The sequence below is a fragment of the Pseudomonas sp. 18173 genome, assembly GCF_050432945.1.
Classification (GTDB): Bacteria; Pseudomonadota; Gammaproteobacteria; order Pseudomonadales; family Pseudomonadaceae; genus Aquipseudomonas.
On record NZ_JBKFTN010000011.1, the window covers coordinates 113,326 to 132,561 of the forward strand.

Here is a 19,236-nt window from a genome sequence, read left to right on the forward strand (position 1 = left end):
TCGACTACGCTTACGCCCATTCATCAGAACGATCATGCAATGGCTCGGATAGAGAGGAGAGACGGCGATGCTGACGACTGTGCTGAAGAAGACGCTCGCATTGATGGCGCTGTTAATGAGCATGCCTTTCGCCATTGCCCGTGACGATTTGATTGCCATCGATGTTCTCATCCAGCCAGACGCGAAAATGGTCGAAGAGGCAGGAAAATGGAATGGCATGATGCGCGAACAAATCCACGACGGTTTCGAACTGGATGCGGAGCACGCCCCGCACATCACCTTGCTCCAGTTGTACATTGCGCAAGCCGACCTGTCGAAGGTCATGGCGGCGGTTAACAACGTGAAGTCAACGTTCGATCTCGCTAGTCTCGAATTGACGGCAACCGGGTTGTATCACATTCCGAATGGCAAGATAGGTCTGGCTGGTATCGTTATCAAACCAACCGAACGATTGCACGCATTACAACAGGCAATGCTCGATGCCGCAGGCCGGTATGCGGTCAAAGGCGGTGATGCGTCCGCCTTCGTTCCCGACAAGTCCGGTGCCACCTTTCCTCCTGCCCTGTTCGAGTACGTCGACACGTTCATCCCCAGTCAGACCGGTGACAAATACAACCCGCACGTGACGATCGGCGTTGCGCCGCTCGATTGGCTCAAGGCACTGGAGGCAAAGCCATTCGAGACGTTCAACTTTGGTGCCAGGAACATCGCGATCTATCAGCTCGGCAATTACGGAACGGCCTCAAAACGTCTGGATAGTGGTCAATGAATTGTCGTCGCCGAACGGCCGCTTCACGCCCTGAGGAAGTCAGTCAACCTGAATCAATGCTCTTTGACTTTCCTGATGCGAAGCACAATCAACGCGAGAATGCCGATTGCAAGCGGCGTCATTGCCAGCATGGCCTCTCGCGGGGCTACCGCAACACCAAGCAGGTGCAGCCCCGAGTAGCCAAGTTTGAGCAGGTTAAGCAGGTAGTAGGTAATAGCAATAATCGACAGCCCCTCCACTGCGCGCTGGATCTTGATCTGTGCATCGGCGCGAGCATTCAGGCTTTTCAGGATTTCCGAGTTCTGCTCCTCCATTTCTACCTGAACCCGTGCTTGTAACAAATCGCCCAGGTTGGCCACGCTTTCGGCCAGGTGCTCCAGGCGCTGTTCGGTGGCGGTGCAGTACCTGACGGTAGGTTTGAAGCGGCGCTCGATAAATACGCCCAGGCGTTGGCAATCACCTACATGACTTTCTCGCAGCTCCCCCAAACGTTCGAACACCAATTGCGCATAGGCTTGCGTGGCACTGAAGCGGTGCCGGGTTTTCGCAGAGCTGCTGACCACTTGGGCAGAAAGGTTGGAAATATCCGCAAGCAGGGCTTTCGCATTACTGCCGTCGGGGTCGGCGTTCCGCTCGGAAAGGGCGACCAAGGTCTTGTCAAAAACATCGAGCTGAGCGCTCAGGTCTTTGGCCATGGTCAACGATAACGAGGCCATCATCCTATAGGTCTCGATTTCCAGCAGGCGGCGTATCATCCGGCCCTGGCGGTAGGCATTCAGGCGCCGGTTGACGAACAATATGTGGTTGTTGCCCTCCTCGCTGAGACGAAAATCGCTCCAGACCATTGCATCGCCACCACCCACGCAAGAACCGCTAGGATCCTTGAAGCCGTAACGGGTCAGATCCAGGTTGTTTTCACCACGCACGACAATCTGCACCGAGTTGATCAAGGCCGGCAAATGCGCTTCGACCTTTGACGCCAGCACCTCGGGCAGCATCGTCCAGGACAGGTCATCACAGGATGAAGTGACCACCAGGGTCAGGGTGAAAAACTCGGCATGGCGCTCCCATTTCAGTGCATGGCCATCGAGCCGGGTAATTCCTTGCGCGGCAGTCAGGTCGAGGGAACCGGGGCAGCAGTTTTCAAGGAATGCGTTGCACTCCTGATCGCTGCCGAGGAAGGCCAGATGAAACACATGGGCCGGCTCATCGAAGTACAGTGACGGGCGCGCGTGCAGTTCGTTGTGCAGGCTTTGTCGTAACGGGTGCATGTTGTAGGGCCATGTTGGAGTTGTTTTTGCCGCTTGCGATTAATACCCGCCCGAGCCGGGCGCCAGGTTTTTCGGGGCATTATCGACTGCTATTGTTGGTGGGACAGTTTGTCGAGCCCACAAGTCACTGTCGCACTTCCCCGACGCACACCACACGCATGACCATTGAGTGCATGGGAGGTGTACGGCTCTGTGGCCAATATGCGATGTGTGACTCAGAGGGTAGGTAATCGCCAACGCGTCAGGACAACGAGAGGTGAGCACCCCCGTTTTTTTTATTGTTGCGTCAAACTTCGATAACGATTTTGCCGATTTGGGTGTTGGATTCCATGTACTGATGAGCCTCAACAATCTGCGCTAGCGGGAACGTCTTGCCGATCAGCGGATGCAGCGCACCAGCCTCAAGCCCCCTGGTGATGAAGGTTTTGGCCCGACTCAGGCGCTCAGGCTCTTGGGTGACCTCAAATAGCTGATATCCGCGAATAGTCAGGCACTTGCCGAGTACTTCCCATACAGGAATGCTCATATCACCGGTTTCGAGAGCGCCATACTGGAAGAAAATACCCCGGGTAGACAGCGAGCGAAGAATGTTTGCAACCTCAGCTCCTCCGACCGGGTCGAACGCCATACGAGCGCCCTTTCCGTCAGTAATGCGGTTGATCTCAGTGACCAGATCCTGCTCTTCAGTTGCGATCACGCAGGCAGCCCCGGCATCCAGAAGAGCTTGTCGTTTCTCGCTTGTACGGGTGAGCGCAACAGGCACCGCACCCACCAGATTTACGATCTGGATGGCAGCTAAACCGACGCTACTGGAGGCTGCGCGAATCAGTACAGTTTCGCCTTTTTGGAGTTTTCCAATGTCGATTAGGGCGCCGTATGCAGTAACAAACTGCATCCAGGTTGCTGCTCCCTCCACTGCCGTCATACCACCAGGCTGCATTACAACGGCGTGTAGCGGAGCGACGACCAGTTCGCCATACATGCCGTAATCAGCGAAGGAAAACGCAGGGATGACGTTGACCTCATCGCCTACAGCGTACTCTGTCACACCGTCACCGATGCTTTCGATGGTGCCAGCGGCTTCATAACCCAAGACGGCAGGCATTTCAGGAACGAACCCGTATTGACCGGAACGGTACATTGCCTCGGCGCGGTTCAGCCCCAAAGCTTTCACCTTGATTCGAACCTCGAAGGCGTCGGGTTCACGTACATCGACTTCATCGATCTGCAGCACTTCTGGGCCGCCTATGCGGTGGAAACGGACGACTTTTGACATGGATAAACTCCCGGTATCTGGAAAGCGTCAAAGGTAATCCGTCACTGCGCCGCCCAGAAGACCGGCCAGAGACACAGACTGTTATCCAAAAAATAACAATCCGGTCTAGATCAGATTATGTGTGGCCATCAAAGCCTTCAGCCATTGCACAAAGGCCTCGATCTTTGGCGGCAATAGGTCTCGGTGGGGGTAGAGAATAGAAATCCGCTTGGAAGGTACCGGGTAACCGTCCAGTACTCGAACAAGCGAACCGTCTTTCAGATGCTCTCGCACTGTTAACTCAAGCCCTTGAACCAGTCCAAACCCGGCCAGTGCCGACGCAACGAACGCGTCGCTATCATTCACGTTGATTCCCGAATCAAGGCGCATAGTCTCCACCTGCCCGTCCACGACGAAGATCCATTCGATTGGCCGTGGATTGGTACCGGAGAAATAATTGACTGCTTGATGGGTGTCCAGGTCGGCTAATGTGCGGGGCTCTCCAAAGCGCTCAAGGTAGGCCGGCGCAGCACATGTCACCATCGGTAGAAAACCTATGCCGGTAGCGATCATGCTCGAGTCTTCGAGGGCCCCCAACCGCACTACACAATCCACTCCCTCTGCGATCATGTCGATAGGCTTGTCACTCGCGCCAAGGGTCAATTCGATACCTGGATATTGGCTTTGGAACTCCATCAGGGACGGGATGATAAGCAGCTTCCCCAAGGCTACAGGCAGATCTACGCGCAGCTTTCCAGTGAGGCGTGCTGGACGATTACCGAATGACGCCATGGTCTCATCGACCTCGGCCAAGATGGCTTTGCACCGTTTGTAGAACACCTCACCCTCAGGGGTGAAGCTCACCTGGCGAGTTGTTCGATTAAGCAATCGCCCACCCAGTTGCAGCTCCAAAAGCTGAATCGTTTTGGAAACAGCAGGCCGGTGAAGGTGTAAGGCCTGAGCTGCCTTGGTAAAACTGCCGGTTTCCATGACGCTGACGAAAACCTGCATCGAGTGAACGATGTCCATTAAAGCGCACCTGACGAAGGATCATCACAGCTTACTCCCCTCGTCTGTGCCAAGAACGGGTTCATTAGATCACTACACAAACGCAGTCGCTGACGACACGCTCGCGAAAAGCGCCGCAGCGATGGTCTCGTTAGCTTGTGCTATGCGGTGTTTTCGACATTACTTTTCGTACAGTGCCTAAGCAGCCCGCTCCAGGGCATCCAGCAAACCAAAAAACTCCCGCGATAGTTTATGCCTCGGGGCCAAATGGACAATGGGTACTGAAACTTCGTGAGATTCACGCATCTTGATGGAGCTGCTCAGGTAAACCGGCAGCACTGGCAAACCTTCTGCCAACAGTTCATCAACGAGGTTTTGATGCAAGCCGGTATACCCGATGAACTGGTTGACCACCACCCCTTCGACTCTCAGCGATTCATTGTGATCCAGGCGTAGCTCCTCTACCTGCGCGATGACGCGATAGAGCGCCTGGCGGGAAAAACTGTCGCAATCGAACGGGATCAGCAGACTGTCCGCCGCCACCAGCGCACTGAAGGTATAGAAGTTGAGTGACGGAGGCGTATCGATATAGATGCGCTCATAATCCTCGGACAGTTCAACCAGTAGCTTGCGCAGCTTGTTGATCTTGTATCTGGACTCGAGTTTTGACTGCAGGTCAGCCAGTTCGGAGCTGGCGGTCACCAGGTGCAGGTTGTCGTAGGAGGTCTCGGTGATGACCACTCGATTCTTCCTGCCTTCGAAACCGCCGGACAGTGTTTGTTTGAAAAAATCGGCGATGCCCGCCGGGATGCTTTCATTGAGCAGCCCTGTCAGGTAGTGAGTCGAATTTGCCTGAGGGTCGAGATCAACCAGCAGCGTCCGGTAGCCTTCGGCAGCGCTCGCTGCGGCAAGGTTGCAGGCAATGCTGGATTTTCCGACACCGCCTTTCTGATTGAACACAACACGACGCATAAGGCTTGCTCATCCATGAAAAAGGCCAAAGGCCGACTGAAGGAAAATGTAAGGACTCGTGTCAATTCTATGACCGATATATTTCAGTTTTACGACAGCATAGTACGCAAACGTTGATCTAGAGGGGTTGCCTGCCAATTCAGCCCGCTTGCAACGCAATAGGTGCAGCCGAAAACGTCCGGCACTTCAAACTGGCGACGGCTGGATTCTGTCGCGCCCCCCCCGAAAGTAACGCTCTTCGGTCAGCTACACTGATCCGGTACATTTATGCACCGAGACTTCGACCATGGCGACCAATACCGCAATCGTATTCGCTGGCGGCGGCAGTCTGGGTGCGGTGCAGGTCGGCATGTTGCGGGCCCTGGTCGAGGCCAATGTTCGATTCGACATGGTGGTTGGTGCTTCGGTAGGCGCCATCAATGGTGCCTACTTTGCCGCAAGGCCCGATTCCGATGGTGTCGAGGCGCTCGCCGGTTTCTGGCGCGGGCTGAGTAAAACCGACATCTTTCCCCTCTCCTGGCTCGATACCTGTCGAGGACTGATCAAACGGCGCGGCTATCTGTTGCAGCCGGCGGCCTTGAACCGATTGCTGGGTCAGGCACTGCCCATACATCGCATCGAGGAGGCCGCGCTACCCCTGCACATCGTCACCACCGACCTGCTCAGCGGTGCCGAGGCCGTACTGTCCAGTGGCGAACTCGAACAAGCCTTACTGGCCAGTGCGGCCATCCCGCTGGTGTTCCCCTGCGTACAAATCGCCGACCGGTTCCTGGTTGACGGCGGCGTGGCAAGCAATACACCCATTTCGACAGCTGTCGCCCTGGGCGCCACCAACGTCGTGGTCATCCCCACCGGCATCAGTTGCGCCCTGACACAACCGCCCCGTGGCCTGGTCGCCCTGGCCCTGCACACCGCCAACCTGATGAGCATGCGCCAACTGGTGAGCGACATCGAACACTTCCGCACGCTCACCAGCCTGCACATCGTCCCGCCCTTGTGCCCCGTGGATGTCTCGGTATTCAACTTTGACCAGACCGAATCCTTGCTGCAGCGCGCCTATGAACAGACCCTCAGGTGGCTGTCCCGTGGAGGGCTTGAACGCACCAAGGTACCGGGGGCGCTGACCATCCATTCACACGCCCATGAGCATTGATAACCGGCCGGTCACTGCGAAGGAGGTCAACCGTTTATGCACTGTGTCCTTTTCGAAATCCGATGAACCAACGGTCTGGGGCGCGCCCCAGGCACTTTTGTCTGCCACCCTGAATCGGAGAAACCAGCATGAGCACCTTGAAACTTCACCCTGCCCTGGACAACGGCATCCAGCCCGCCGCCGCCAATTTCACCGGCGGCACCCTGCAATGCCTGTGCGCGACCGACAAGGTCGAGGTCAGGATCGACGCACAAACCCTGCATAACCACGCCTGCGGCTGCAGTAAATGCTGGAAACCACAAAACGCGATATTCGCCGTCATCGCCGTGGTGCCTCGGGACAAGGTCAGCGTCATTGCGCACGGCGAAAAACTGGCGATTGTCGACGAAAGCGCCACCATCCAGCGCCACGCCTGCAAGCAGTGTCACACCCATCTCTTCGGGCGCATCGAGAACAGCAACCATGCCTTTTATGGCCTGGACTTCGTCCACACCGAGCTTTCGCCACAGCGCGGATGGGCTGCACCGGGATTCGCGGCGTTCGTGTCCTCGATCATCGAAACCGGCACACCGCCAGCGCAAATGAAGGCTATCCGCGAGCGCCTGCGCGAGATCGGCCTGGAACCCTATGACTGCCTGTCACCGGACTTGATGGACGCGCTGGCAACCCATGTCGCCAGACAGAAAGGCCTGCTCCCCGCCGCCTGATCGATCGGTCGCCGCGGTTGCCTTGCCGGACCGCGGCTCCGATTCACCTTCGATGCAGGGCATCACTCCCCCCTCAGTCTCAGCTAAGTTTCGCTGCGTATCGTCTCCCTTGCGCAAGTTTGGCGCTGCACAGGAGAGGCAACCCGCCCATGAAACCCGATACAGCCGGATGGCTCAACAAAGTACCCGAGGTGACCCTGTCATTCTGGGTGATCAAGATCCTGTCCACGACGGTGGGTGAAACCGGCGCGGACTTTCTCGCGGTCGATGCCGGTCTCGGCCTGGGCTGGACCAGCGTCGGCATGGCGGCATTACTGGCCATCGCGCTGTTCATCCAGATGCGCAAGACCGCCTGTTCGCCCTGGATCTACTGGCTGACCGTGGTGCTGGTGAGCATCGTCGGGACGCAGCTCACCGACATCCTGACCGACGTTCTCGACGTCAGCCTGTACACCAGCACAGCCGTGTTTTCCGTGCTGCTGGCACTGAACTTTCTCGTCTGGTACCGGATGGAGCATAACCTGTCGATCCGCGAGATCGTCACACCACGACGGGAATGGTTCTACTGGACGACCGTGCTCTGCACCTTTGCCCTCGGGACCGCGGCCGGTGACCTGGCGACCGAAGCACTGGGCCTGGGCTTCACCCTCGGCGCGGTGATTTTCGGCGCGCTGATCGCCGCGACCCTGGTGGCCTGGCGCCTGGGCGCCAATGTGGTACTGACCTTCTGGGTCGCCTACATCCTGACCCGACCGTTCGGTGCCTCGCTCGGCGACTTGCTGACCCAGTCCAAGACTTACGGCGGCCTCGGCATGGGTGCCACTTGGACCAGCGCGATCTTCCTGTGCGTCATCGTCCTGCTGGTTGCGGTCGCGCAGATCAGCGTCGGCAACCGTAAAACCGTCACTCAGTAACGCTAAACAGTCCATCAAGGAAACGTCATGCGCCCTTTTCAAAACATCATTCGCCACGTCGCCATTGTCTCGTCGATCTTTTTGCTCAGCATCGCCGCCGGTTGCTCGAAACCTGCCGACAAACCTGCTGCGGGCGCCACATCCGGTGCGATGAGTGCACAAACCCAATCCGGTTCAAAACTGGGTGACCTGTCCGAGTTCCGCAACATCGCCGCCGACGTTGCCGCGATCGTCGATAAAAACGACCTGCCGGGTGCGAAAGCCCGCATCAAGGACCTGGAAAGCGCCTGGGACTCGGCCGAGGCCGGGATCAAGCCTCGCGCCGCCAGCGACTGGCATGTAGTGGACAAGGCCATTGACCGCGCGCTCGACGCCTTGCGCGCCAGCAATCCGCAACAGAACGATTGCAAGGCCCGCATGGACGAGCTGATGAAGGCCTTCGATTCGATGAAAGGCGCGTAATAACCGGGCGGACAAACGCCGGTACAGGTGCTTCAATACAGGCGCGACGGTCAAGACCGCCGCGCCTTTTTTTGTTCGGAGCGAACATGCGCATATTGCTGGTCGAAGATGACCCGATGATCGGAGACGCCATCCAGGGCGCACTGACGGATGCAAGCTACGCGACCGACTGGGTGAAAAACGGCCTGACCGCACTTTCGGCGCTGCAGACCCAGCCCTATGACCTGGTGCTGCTCGACCTCGGGTTGCCAGGCAAGGACGGGCTCGATGTGCTCGACAGCATTCGCGGCCGCAACAACCCGGTGCCTCTGCTGATCATCACCGCACGGGACAGCCTCGACGATCGCCTGCGTGGCCTCGACGGTGGCGCCGACGATTACCTGCTCAAACCCTTCGACATGGCCGAATTGCTGGCCCGCATGCGTGCCGTGCTGCGCCGCAAAGGCGGGAGCGCCCAGTCATTGCTGGACAACGGCGTGGTGGCGCTGGACCTGGTGTCGAAACAGGCAAGCACTGCCGAAAACCCCGGCGTGCAACTGTCCAGCCGTGAATTCGCCCTGTTACAGGCCTTGCTGATACGCCCGGGGGCGATCCTCTCGCGCAGCGAACTCGAAGACCGCCTCTACGGCTGGGGCAACGAAGTGGAAAGCAACGCCGTGGAGTTTCTGATTCATTCGCTGCGACGCAAGTTGGGCAACCAGGTCATCAAGAACGTCAGGGGTATGGGATGGATGGTTTCAAAAAGCGCCTGAGCGAGTCGATCCAGGTACGGCTGTCAGTCGCCTTGTCGCTGGCCATCCTGCTCGTGGCGGCGCTGGCCGGGGTGTTTGCGTTCGTCTCGGCCCTCGGCGAGGCCCACGAAATGCAGGACGAAACCTTGCGCCAGGTGGCCGTCCTGTTCGATCGGCAGCAGATGACCCTGCACTACCCCGCTGCCGGGAAAACCGCCGGCGACGATGAAGAGTCCAGGGTCATCGTGCAATACCTGGCCGACAGCAGCAAAGCCATCGCCACCACCGACGATAACGTCCTGCCGCTGCCCTTCCCCACGACGCTGGCCGATGGCCTGTCGACCTTGAACATCGCGGGCGAAGACTTTCGCGCGCTGGTCAGGACCACCGCCCGTGGCGAGCGCATCGTCGTCGCCCAGGAAACCGGGGTTCGCGACAAGGAGGCGCGCGAAAGCGCCTTGCGCAGCCTGTTGCCGTTTCTCATCCTGTTTCCGGTGCTGTTGCTGGTGGTGGGTGATCTGGTGCGCAAGCTGTTTCGCCCGATCGCGACCCTGTCCGAGGAAATTGATCGACGGGACAAACAGGCCCTGCACCCGGTCGACGAACGCCATTTGCCAACCGAGATCCGCCCTTTTGTCGTGGCCATCAATCGCTTGCTCGCGCGGGTTGCGCAGTCCATGGAAACCCAGCGCCGCTTCATCGCCGATGCCGCCCACGAACTGCGCTCGCCCATGACCGCCCTGTCCCTGCAAGCCGAACGACTGCAGGCCACACCCATGCCGACGCAAGCCGCCGAGCGCCTGCTGCCGCTGTCGCGTGGCATTGAACGCAGCAGGAAGCTGATCGATCAGTTGCTGGCCCTGGCCGCCGCGCAATCGAACGCCGAGCGACCGCAGACCAGGGTTTCGGTGCATGAGGTCTATCGACGGGTACTGGAGGACCTGTTGCCCCTGGCCGAACGCAAGAACATCGACATCGGCGTTGAAAGCACCGAAGACGTGCAGCTCGTCATCAACGAAATGGACCTGCTGATCCTGGTCAAGAATCTGGTGGACAACGCGATCCGCTACACCCCTTGCGGCGGACGCGTCGACCTGTCGGTGGAGGCAGCGCAGGAAACCGTGATCCTTCAGGTCAAGGACTCGGGCCCGGGCATCACCACCGATGAACAAATGCGCGTGTTCGACCCGTTCTATCGCAGCGTGGGCACCGAAGAGTCGGGCTCGGGGCTGGGCTTGTCCATCGTCAGGGCCATCGCCGAGCGTACCGGAGCTCGCCTGCATCTGGGATTTGCCAATGAGACGGCCAAAAGCGGGTTATGTGTCTCGGTCGGGTTACCAAGAGGCTCAGGCTAAGCTCGTATGTATCACAGTGTGTCAGTACCTCTACCCGATACACTGACTTTCATCCGGCCTGCGATTCGACACAGGCCGGATACGTTGGCGCGTTTCAATGCAAGCAAGGTTTGAAGGGGTTCAGACGGGACCCCGACCCATGGCTCGTATGGAGGCATCCCATGAAGAAGGCACTGCGCAACAACCCTGGCAACACTCGCTGCCGCCTGGTCGGCCCTTCGATCCTCGCGCTTGCACTGTTCGGCGTGCTCGGCGCGGCCCATGCACAAACGGCCACCACCGAGCAGCCAGCGGCGACCCCAGCCACACAGGCGGCGTCCTTGCCTTTCGGTCCGCTCAAGCATATCAACGCCGGACTGCTGGACGTTGCGTACGCCGAAACCGGCCCGGCCAACGGGCCGGTGGTGATCCTGCTGCACGGCTGGCCGTACGACATACACAGTTATGACGAAGTCGCGCCGTTGCTGGCGGCCAAGGGTTATCGGGTGTTGATGCCCTATGCGCGCGGCTATGGTGATACGCGTTTCCTGTCCGAAAAAACCCTGCGCAACGGCCAGCCAGCGGCGCTTGCCAGTGATGTCATCGACTTCATGGACGCGTTGAAGATCCAAAAAGCGGTGCTCGGTGGTTATGACTGGGGTGCGCGCTCGGCCGACATTGTCTCGGCGCTGTGGCCGGAGCGTGTCAAGGCACTGGTCTCGGTCAGCGGTTACCTGATCGGCAACCAGGCGGCCGGCAAGAACCCGCTGCCACCCAAGGCGGAATTGCAGTGGTGGTATCAGTTCTACTTCGCCACTGACCGCGGCCAGGCCGGTTACGAGAGAAACACCCACGACTTCGCCAAGCTGATCTGGCAACTGGCTTCGCCGAAATGGGCCTTCGATGACGCCACCTTCGACCGCAGCGCCAAGGCCCTGGACAACCCGGACCATGTCGACATCACCGTGTTCAACTATCGCTGGCGCCTGGGCCTGGTCGAGGGCGAAAGCCGATACGATGCTCTGGAGCAGAAACTGGCCACGGCACCGTCCATCAGCGTGCCGACCATTACCCTGGAAGGCGATGCCAATGGCGCACCGCACCCTGCGCCCGAAGACTATGCCAAGCGCTTCACCGGCAAATACGAGTTCCGGTTGATCAACGGCGGCATCGGCCACAACCTGCCGCAGGAAGCTCCGCAGGCGTTCGCCAAGGCTGTGATCGACGCAGATCATCTTTGAGGGCTGATGCGGTTTACGCGCGTCTCCTCCACACAACAACCTCCCCCTTGCGGCTCGTTTGCGAAAACGAGCCGTTTTTTTTGCGGCCGACGGGGAGCCTCCCTTCCCCCATCGCCACGGCAAACGTGAGCTATCTTTTCAGCAACCCGCCTGCATCAGGTGACGGCTATCAGGTAAGGACGCTTTATGATTCGTCTGCCCCGCCGACATGCCTTCTTTGCCCTGGCTTTCGCCAGTGCGCTCGCCGCCACCCCCTTGATGGGCGCGCAGAAGCGTGCCGTCGAAACCGCCGTCGCCAGCCCGGTCCCGGGCCCCGTCGCCGGCACCAAAGTGACTGAGCCGTACGTACGCATGTTGGCGCGCGAGGCGTATTTCTGGGGCTGGCCGATGGCCAATATTTTCAATCGTCGCCAGGCGTTCAAGGACCTGCCCGCGCCCGGCTTGATGGGTGGCATTGTGCCCGTGGCCCCGATCAACCGGTTATCGATGCTCAGTGACTACATCGATCCGGCCCAGCGACTGGTGGCCTGTCCGAACCAGGACGTGGTGTACGGCGCCGGCAGCATCGCCCTGGACATTGAGCCGGTGGTGCTGCAAGTGCCAGACTTCGACGGCCGCTTCTGGGTGTATCAGGTGGTGGACCTGCGTTCGGACAGCTTCGCCGAGCTGGGCAAAATGTATAACACCCAGCCAGGTTTCTACCTGTTGGTCGGCCCGGACTGGAACGGCAAGGTGCCGCCCGGCATCACCCGGGTGTACCGCTCACGCACCAACACCGGGTTCGTGATTCCGCGGGTCTTCCAGGACGACACCGGCACCGACCGCCTGGCCATACAACCGGCGCTGTCGGGCATCGACATGTACCCGCTGTCGCAATACGACGGCAAGGCCAAGCGACGCGACTGGAGCAAACAACCGAAATTCCCGGCCCCGACTGCCAATGGCAACGCAGAAACCCGATGGGTTGAACCGGAGAAATTCTTCGACGAACTGCCGGCCCTGCTCAAGGACGCCAAGCCATTGCCGGGCGAAGAAACCCGCTACGCGCAAATGGCTGCCCTTGCGGCTGTCGCCAAGGCCGACCCGCTACTTCGGGCAGCGATGATCGACGAGGCGAAAAAGGCCGACAGCGAAGTGATCGACCCGCTGCTGCAGTTCCGTAACTTTGGCCTGCAATTGCCCAATCACTGGAGCACGGTGAGCAATGGCGCAGCGTTCGGCACCGATTATTTCAGCCGTACCGCCGTGGCGCGTTCGAACATATTCGTGAACCGGCAGAAAGAGACCAAGTACTTCTACCAGGACCTGGACGAGAACGGCCTGCGCCTCAACGGCCGGTACAGCTACAGCGTGACATTCGCCAAGCGCGATATGCCGCCGGTCAGGGGCTTCTGGTCGCTGACGCTGTACAACGAACAACACTTCTTTGCCCCCAATGCCCTCAAGCGCTATTCCATCGGCACCAAGAACAAGTCCCTGCAAACCAATCCTGATGGCTCGCTGACCCTTTATGTGCAAAGTGAATCACCGGGCAAGGACAAGGAGAGCAACTGGCTGCCCTCACCGAAGGACGCCAACTTTTCGCTGTACATCCGCGCCTACTGGCCGGAATCCGACGCACTCGATGGCCAATGGACCCCACCGGCCGTGGCCAAAATGAACTGATCCGGCTCGCTCCCTGCACGCGTCGTTCAAAGACAGCACACCGATTCAATATCCCCGGCCCGATCTGCGTAACCATCATGTCCTCACTGCTCCCCAGGATTGCTGCAGGAGCGCGCTCGCTCGCGATGGTCGTTAACGATAACGCCTGTTTACTGGTTAAACGCGGCGCGTTTGAGACCATCGCGAGCGAGCTCGCTCCTACGGTGCATCGTCTCCCGCATTGAGGTAAACGATTGATGAAGTGTGACTTGCAAGACCTCATGGCCGGATTACCGCTCTGGCTATCGGTGCTGCTCGCCGGTACGGCCGGGATCGCGGTCGCGGATGAACCGGCGCAGGGCTTTGTCGAGGGCGCGAAGCTTGATGTGCTGAGCCGAAACTTCTATCTGAACAGCGACTATCGATCCCCCTCGCCGACCGGCAAGAACTATAAAGCCGAGTGGGCTCAGGGCTTTATCGGTGCTTTTGAATCCGGTTTCACACCAGGCACGCTCGGCTTCGGCCTGGATGCCCATGCCTTTCTGGGCTTGAAACTCGATGGCGGCAAGGGCCATTCCGGCACCGGTTTGCTGCCGGTGGGCAGTGATGGCCGCAGTGAAAGCGACTACTCCAGCGGTGGCGGCGCGATCAAGCTCAAGGCCTCGAAAACCACCCTGGCGTTTGGCGAAATGATGGTCGAGTCCCCGGTATTCGACACCGCGGACAAACGCCTGCAACCGGAGTACGCCACCGGCTTTCTGCTCAACAGCCGCGAAATCGAAGGCATGAACCTGCAAGCCGGCCACTTCACGGCGTTCAAGAATCAGGACAGTGCTTCAGGCAAGGGCGATTTTTTTGGCTATGGCGCCAACACCGAGGCCGGTGGCATTTCGTTTGTCGGCGCCGATCTGTTTACCCGAAGTCCGGTCGGCGGCGCGCTGTACGCCTCGGAGTTGACCGACACCTGGCACCAGTACTACGGCAACCTGCATTTCAAGCAGTCCGATGTGTTCCTCGACGCCAACCTCTATCACACCCGGGACACCGGCCAGGCGCTGGCCGGCGCCATCGACAACACCGCGTACAGCCTGTTGGGTCAATACACGCTGGGTGCCCATGGGTTCACCCTGGCCTATCAGAAAATCGACGGTGATACGCCGTTCGATTTTGTCGGTGGCGACTCCATCTACCTGGCCAACTCGATCAAGTTCGCCGACTTCAATGGCGCACACGAACGCTCCTGGCAGGTTCGTTACGACCTGGACCTGGCCACCTTCGGGATACCCGGCCTGAAGTTCATGACCCGCTACGTCACCGGCGACCAGATCGACGGCACCCATGCGCCACAAGGCGGCGCGTACAACCCGTTCGACCCGGCGACCGGTACCTTCGTACCGCAACAAGGTGCCGGGGGCAGGCACTGGGAGCGCGACATCGACCTGCACTACGTTGTGCAGTCCGGGTCGGCCAAGGGTTTGTCGCTGCAACTGTCCCACGTGTCGCACCGGGCGAACGCGGCCCAGGCCGGCGATGACATCGACCGGGTGTATGTAGTGATTCAGTACCCGCTGGGGTTCTGAGGAAAGCACGCGGAAATGATACCGCACCAATAGTATGATAATTTGCACACAGTCACCCATCTCCGTGGAGGCCCAATCATGGGAACCGTAAGAAAAACCATCACCGTGACTGATCAGCAAGACAACTGGATCAAAGCGCAGATAGAAGCGGGCCATTACACCAACGACAGCGAATATATTCGCGATCTGATCCGTCGTGAACAGGAGCGCAGCGCTGAACTTGAAACGATCCGTGCCGCCCTTCTCGAAGGTGAATCCAGCGGAAAACCTCGCCCATTCGATCCAGCTGCATTTAAACAGAGAATGTTAACCGCGCATGGCTGAATATCGTCTAACGCCTGCCGCAGAGGGTGACCTTGAGGCAATCTGAAGTTACACCGCTCGCCAATGGGGCCTGGATCAGGCCAATCGTTACATTGACATCCTTACCTCAGCATTTTCGCAATTGGCCGAGCGCCCGAAAAAGGCGCCGGCCTGCGACACTATCCGTCCTGGTTATCGGCGCTGCAGAGTGGAGCGGCACATGATCTATTTTCGCATCACAGCGTACGGAATTGCGATCATCAGGGTTCTTCATGATCGGATGGAAGCGCAGCGCAATCTCTGACGATCCATTTCACAACCCCGTGTAAAAACTGGACGAATGCGTTGCTTCGACCAACCGCCATCGCGAGCAGGCTCGCTCCCACAGGGGACTCGGTTGAGTCAGTAAGTTTAGGGGTTGATTGGCGGAAGGCAGCCGGAGTCGAACCTGCCCGGGAACGGATGCCGTCCCCAACCGGGTTTGAAGCCCGGCCGCGCCACCGGGCGCGATTGCCTTCCTTGATCAGAGCTCTGTGCGCTGGGCCAACGCATTGTCCGGGCGAATCTGACGACGATCGCCAAAGCGCCGGGTCAGGCCGATACGGTCGAAGTACTCCAGTATCTGGATGCTGCGCTTGCGCCCAAGGCCCACCGCATCACGAAACGCCGCCACCTGGATCACCGGGTCGGCGTCCGCCAGTTGCAACAGCATAGCCGCCAATCGGCGAATCATGCTGTCGGTGTAAAACAGGTCCCGCACTACTTGGTGCATCAGGCCCAGGCGCGCCATTTTGCGTAGCAACCCACGCACAGCCGCTTCGTCATGCCCCAGGTCGCGCACCCACGGTGGGGCGAAACCCGCCTGTTCGAACAATGGCTGCAATTGCAGCCACAGGGCTTCGTCCTCTTCGCTCAAACGCACCTGATGCCCGGGCAGGTGCAACCACGGGCCGCTGCTGGCGATGTCGCCGCTGGCCAGCAATTCGTCGAGCAGGCTGATAAACGTCGAACGCTCCATCTCGCTACCGGTGAATCGGCGCAGGCGATCGCGGTCCGGCCCCATCTGATCAGGTTCGAGCTGATGGAAACGCTCGAGGTGCTCGAGCACTGCAAGCTTCAAGGCTTTCCAGCGGCTGGCACTGAACAGCAACGCGCCCTGGCGGGTATCGATCAAACGCACGTCAGCGGGCAATGCCCAACTGCTGCGCGGTCGGTTGAACTGCCGCTCCAGGCGCTGGGGATCGAGCCCGCTGTCGCTGTGGGCCAGCAATGCCGGCAACACATCTTCAGGCCTTGCGCTGTTCGCCAGCGCCTGCAGTTGCGCCAATCGTTCGGCGCTGCGACGTTGCCGGGTGGGTGCAAACGGATCGAGCACCCGGCCGCCACCCAGGGTGCGTTGGGCGCTTTGATCGCGCAGGATCAGCGGGTCGCCTTTCACCGCGTGTACCGGTGCATTGAGCAGCAGTTGCGCAAACATCCGCCCACCGGGGGGCAGGCTGGCGCCTTCAAGCAAGGCGACTCGACCGGTGACGTCCTGGGTGCCGAGGTGCACGTGCACCGGTTGAAAATGCTCGAAGGCCCGGGGTTCGCCGGGGAGCAGGCGCATGTCGATGTCCAGGCGCTGGGTCGGTGCGTACAAGCCGGCCGCCAGCAACCAGTGACCACGATGGATGTGCTCCAGGGCCAGTCGTTCGGCACTCAGGTTCAATGCCACGCGCTGGCCGGCGACGGCGTGGTCGGCGGCCTGGTTTTGCGCGTGCAGGCCGCGAATGCGCACGGGTTTGCCTTGTGGCCCCAGCAGCAAGGTGTCGCCCACCGCGACCTGGCCGGACAACGCCGTACCGGTCACCACGATACCGGCCCCGGCCACACTGAACGCCCGATCGATCGCCAGGCGAAAACCACCTTCGGTGCTGCGTTGCGCCACTTCACGCTGGGCATCGAGCAACGCCTTGCGCAAGGACTCGATGCCTTCGCCGGTCACACTCGACAACGCAATCAACGGCGCCTCGGCATACGGCCCGGGCGCGAGCAAGGTGCGGAGCTGATCGCGCACGACCTGCACCCTGGCGCTGTCGACCCGGTCGTACTTGGTGATCGCCACCAGCGCCCGCGGGATGCCCAGCAATTCGACAATCGCCAGGTGCTCGCGGGTTTGCGGCATCACCCCGTCATCGGCGGCCACGACCAGCAACACCAGGTCGATGCCCTGTGCCCCGGCAAGCATGTTGTGGGTGAAACGCTCATGCCCGGGAACGTCGATGAAACCGGTCAAGCCCGCTCCCGGTTCCAGTTCCGCGTACAGGTAGCCGAGGTCGATGGTCATGCCGCGCTCACGCTCTTCCCGGCGCCGGTCGCCCGCCTGCCCGGTCAGTGCCTGGAGCAGTGCCGTCTTGCCATGGTCGATGTGCCCTGCGGTGCCGACAATCACCCTGCCCGGCCCTCCACCTGCAATTGATCGAGCTGGGCCAGCCATGCCGGCTCATCGTCCAGTTGCCGCAGGTCCAGCCACAGGGCGTCATCGTCAATGCGCCCGAGTACCGCAATCGGCAAGGCGCGAAAGGCGGCTTCCAGTGTCAACAATAACCGCCCGCGCAAGCGCTTGGACGTCAACGGACGCAGGCACAACGCCGCGCTGGCCAGCCGCGCCACCGGTTGGCTGCCGCTGCCGATCATGCCCAGTGCCGGCATGGCGCGCACGCTCCAGCCCTCTCCCAACACTTGGGCCAAGGCTGGCTGCAAGCGCTCGGCCTGGGCGAGGATATCGGCCTGCGGCCGGGTCAACAGGCGCAGGCTGGGCAAGCGCTCGGCCAGTCGGTCCGGGTTGCGGTACAAACCCAACACCGCTTCCAGGGCAGCCAGGGTCATTTTGTCGACCCGCAGCGCGCGCTTGAGCGGGTTTTTCTTGATCCTGGCGATCAGTTCCTGGCGGCCGACGATCAGCCCGGCTTGCGGCCCGCCGAGCAGTTTGTCGCCACTGAAGGTGACGATGTCCGCGCCATCGAGCAGCGCCTGGCGCACTGTCGGTTCAGCGGGCAGCCCCCAACGGGTCAAGTCCAGCAGGCTGCCGCTGCCGAGGTCTTCGAGCAGCGGCAAGCCGTGCCCATGCGCCAGTTGCGCCAGTTCGGCGGTCGGCACGCTCGTGGTGAAGCCCTGAATGCTGTAGTTGCTCGCATGCACGCGCATGATCAAGCCGCTGCGCGGGCCGATGGCGGCCTCGTAGTCGCGGGCATGGGTGCGGTTGGTGGTGCCGACCTCGACCAGCTTCACCCCGGCACGGGCCATGATGTCGGGAATGCGGAAGGCGCCGCCTATTTCAATCAGTTCGCCACGGGAAATGATCCCTTCCTTGCGCGCCCCCAGGCTGTTGAGTGTCAGCAGGACCGCTGCAGCATTGTTGTTGACCACGGTCACCGCTTCGGCACCGGTCAATTCGCGGATCAAGCCTTCGATCAGGTCGTCGCGGTCACCGCGCTTGCCACTGCGCAGGTCAAACTCCAGGTTGAGCGGATAGCGGGCAGCCATTTGCACCGCCTCGATCGCTTCCTCGGGCAACAACGCCCGCCCGAGGTTGGTGTGCAGCACCGTGCCGGTGAGGTTGAACACCCGCCGCACATGGCTGCGATGCACGATGGCCAGTCGTTCGCCGACCCTGCCCGCCAGCACTTCAGCGCTGATTTCTACAGGATCGAGCAAACCTTGCTGCACCCCTTCGCGCAACTCGTCCAGCAAATGCCGCAAGGCCGTCAGCAGGACGTCGCGCCCGTAGCGCTCGGCCAACGGCTGGCACGCCGGGTGGCGCAACAAACTGTCGATGGAAGGTAGACGCAAGGGTTGGCTGGCACCCTGTGCAGACATCTGGCGCTCCTGAAAACGAATGACCGTCGCGCCA

The 19,236-nt window shown here is 60.2% G+C and carries 17 protein-coding genes, 1 tRNA gene and 1 pseudogene; 12 read left to right on the plus strand and 7 right to left on the minus strand.

Features of this window, described 5'->3' with window-relative positions; translation table 11 throughout:
• The first annotated feature begins 67 nt into the window (after window positions 1-67).
• Window positions 68-769, plus strand: coding sequence for a 2'-5' RNA ligase family protein (locus tag ACLD1X_RS14445; RefSeq protein WP_429368661.1), 702 nt, complete (start codon window positions 68-70; stop codon window positions 767-769).
• 53 nt (window positions 770-822) lie between these two features.
• Here the strand turns inward: ACLD1X_RS14445 and ACLD1X_RS14450 are convergent, their stop codons facing one another.
• The 4 genes from ACLD1X_RS14450 to ACLD1X_RS14465 all read right to left on the minus strand — a co-directional run bounded on the left by ACLD1X_RS14450 (window position 823) and on the right by ACLD1X_RS14465 (window position 5,275).
• Window positions 823-2,040 carry a DUF3422 domain-containing protein gene (locus tag ACLD1X_RS14450; RefSeq protein ID WP_429368663.1) on the minus strand — a complete coding sequence of 406 codons (1,218 nt, stop codon included), beginning with the start codon at window positions 2,038-2,040 and terminating at the stop codon, window positions 823-825.
• 286 nt (window positions 2,041-2,326) lie between these two features.
• On the minus strand, window positions 2,327-3,316 hold the full coding sequence (locus ACLD1X_RS14455; RefSeq protein WP_429368665.1) for a zinc-dependent alcohol dehydrogenase family protein: 990 nt from the start codon (window positions 3,314-3,316) through the stop codon (window positions 2,327-2,329).
• Between the two features lie 105 nt (window positions 3,317-3,421).
• Entirely contained in the window at window positions 3,422-4,324 is a 903-nt protein-coding gene (locus ACLD1X_RS14460) for a LysR substrate-binding domain-containing protein (RefSeq protein WP_429368667.1), read from the minus strand.
• 177 nt (window positions 4,325-4,501) lie between these two features.
• Window positions 4,502-5,275, minus strand: a complete 774-nt coding sequence (locus tag ACLD1X_RS14465; RefSeq protein ID WP_429368669.1) for a ParA family protein — start codon at window positions 5,273-5,275, stop codon at window positions 4,502-4,504.
• Between the two features lie 286 nt (window positions 5,276-5,561).
• Between ACLD1X_RS14465 and ACLD1X_RS14470 the strand changes: the two genes are divergently transcribed.
• The 11 genes and pseudogenes from ACLD1X_RS14470 to ACLD1X_RS14520 all read left to right on the plus strand — a co-directional run bounded on the left by ACLD1X_RS14470 (window position 5,562) and on the right by ACLD1X_RS14520 (window position 15,648).
• Window positions 5,562-6,428: a patatin-like phospholipase family protein gene (locus ACLD1X_RS14470; RefSeq protein ID WP_429368671.1), complete on the plus strand. Its 867-nt coding sequence runs from the start codon at window positions 5,562-5,564 to the stop codon at window positions 6,426-6,428.
• Between the two features lie 128 nt (window positions 6,429-6,556).
• Window positions 6,557-7,135 (plus strand): S-(hydroxymethyl)glutathione synthase, encoded by a 579-nt coding sequence (gene gfa / locus ACLD1X_RS14475; protein ID WP_429368673.1) that lies wholly within the window; start codon window positions 6,557-6,559, stop codon window positions 7,133-7,135.
• A gap of 149 nt (window positions 7,136-7,284) precedes the next feature.
• Entirely contained in the window at window positions 7,285-8,049 is a 765-nt protein-coding gene (locus ACLD1X_RS14480) for a COG4705 family protein (RefSeq protein WP_429368675.1), read from the plus strand.
• A gap of 27 nt (window positions 8,050-8,076) precedes the next feature.
• Window positions 8,077-8,511 (plus strand): hypothetical protein, encoded by a 435-nt coding sequence (locus tag ACLD1X_RS14485; RefSeq protein WP_429368677.1) that lies wholly within the window; start codon window positions 8,077-8,079, stop codon window positions 8,509-8,511.
• A gap of 86 nt (window positions 8,512-8,597) precedes the next feature.
• On the plus strand, window positions 8,598-9,263 hold the full coding sequence (locus ACLD1X_RS14490; RefSeq protein WP_429368679.1) for a response regulator: 666 nt from the start codon (window positions 8,598-8,600) through the stop codon (window positions 9,261-9,263).
• Window positions 9,239-10,597 carry an ATP-binding protein gene (locus tag ACLD1X_RS14495; protein ID WP_429368681.1) on the plus strand — a complete coding sequence of 453 codons (1,359 nt, stop codon included), beginning with the start codon at window positions 9,239-9,241 and terminating at the stop codon, window positions 10,595-10,597. The genes ACLD1X_RS14490 and ACLD1X_RS14495 overlap by 25 nt, the downstream gene beginning before the upstream one ends.
• A gap of 161 nt (window positions 10,598-10,758) precedes the next feature.
• Window positions 10,759-11,817, plus strand: a complete 1,059-nt coding sequence (locus tag ACLD1X_RS14500; protein ID WP_429368683.1) for an alpha/beta fold hydrolase — start codon at window positions 10,759-10,761, stop codon at window positions 11,815-11,817.
• A gap of 186 nt (window positions 11,818-12,003) precedes the next feature.
• Window positions 12,004-13,482 carry a DUF1254 domain-containing protein gene (locus ACLD1X_RS14505; RefSeq protein WP_429368685.1) on the plus strand — a complete coding sequence of 493 codons (1,479 nt, stop codon included), beginning with the start codon at window positions 12,004-12,006 and terminating at the stop codon, window positions 13,480-13,482.
• A gap of 236 nt (window positions 13,483-13,718) precedes the next feature.
• Window positions 13,719-15,041 (plus strand): OprD family porin, encoded by a 1,323-nt coding sequence (locus tag ACLD1X_RS14510; protein ID WP_429368687.1) that lies wholly within the window; start codon window positions 13,719-13,721, stop codon window positions 15,039-15,041.
• Window positions 15,042-15,119: 78 nt separating this feature from the next.
• Window positions 15,120-15,365: a type II toxin-antitoxin system ParD family antitoxin gene (locus ACLD1X_RS14515; protein WP_429368689.1), complete on the plus strand. Its 246-nt coding sequence runs from the start codon at window positions 15,120-15,122 to the stop codon at window positions 15,363-15,365.
• Window positions 15,358-15,648: pseudogene (locus ACLD1X_RS14520) on the plus strand (type II toxin-antitoxin system RelE/ParE family toxin). The gene ACLD1X_RS14515 and the pseudogene ACLD1X_RS14520 overlap by 8 nt, the downstream one beginning before the upstream one ends.
• 119 nt (window positions 15,649-15,767) lie before the next feature.
• On the opposite strand, the gene ACLD1X_RS14525 reads toward ACLD1X_RS14520, so the two are convergent.
• From ACLD1X_RS14525 to selA, 3 genes are all read right to left on the minus strand, one after another.
• Window positions 15,768-15,863 (minus strand) — tRNA-Sec (locus ACLD1X_RS14525).
• A 4-nt stretch (window positions 15,864-15,867) separates the two neighbouring features.
• Complete coding sequence (gene selB / locus ACLD1X_RS14530; RefSeq protein ID WP_429368691.1) at window positions 15,868-17,775, minus strand: selenocysteine-specific translation elongation factor; 1,908 nt, start codon at window positions 17,773-17,775, stop codon at window positions 15,868-15,870.
• Entirely contained in the window at window positions 17,772-19,202 is a 1,431-nt protein-coding gene (gene selA, locus ACLD1X_RS14535; protein WP_429368693.1) for an L-seryl-tRNA(Sec) selenium transferase, read from the minus strand. Before selA ends, selB begins: the two co-directional genes overlap by 4 nt.
• Window positions 19,203-19,236 lie beyond the last annotated feature (34 nt).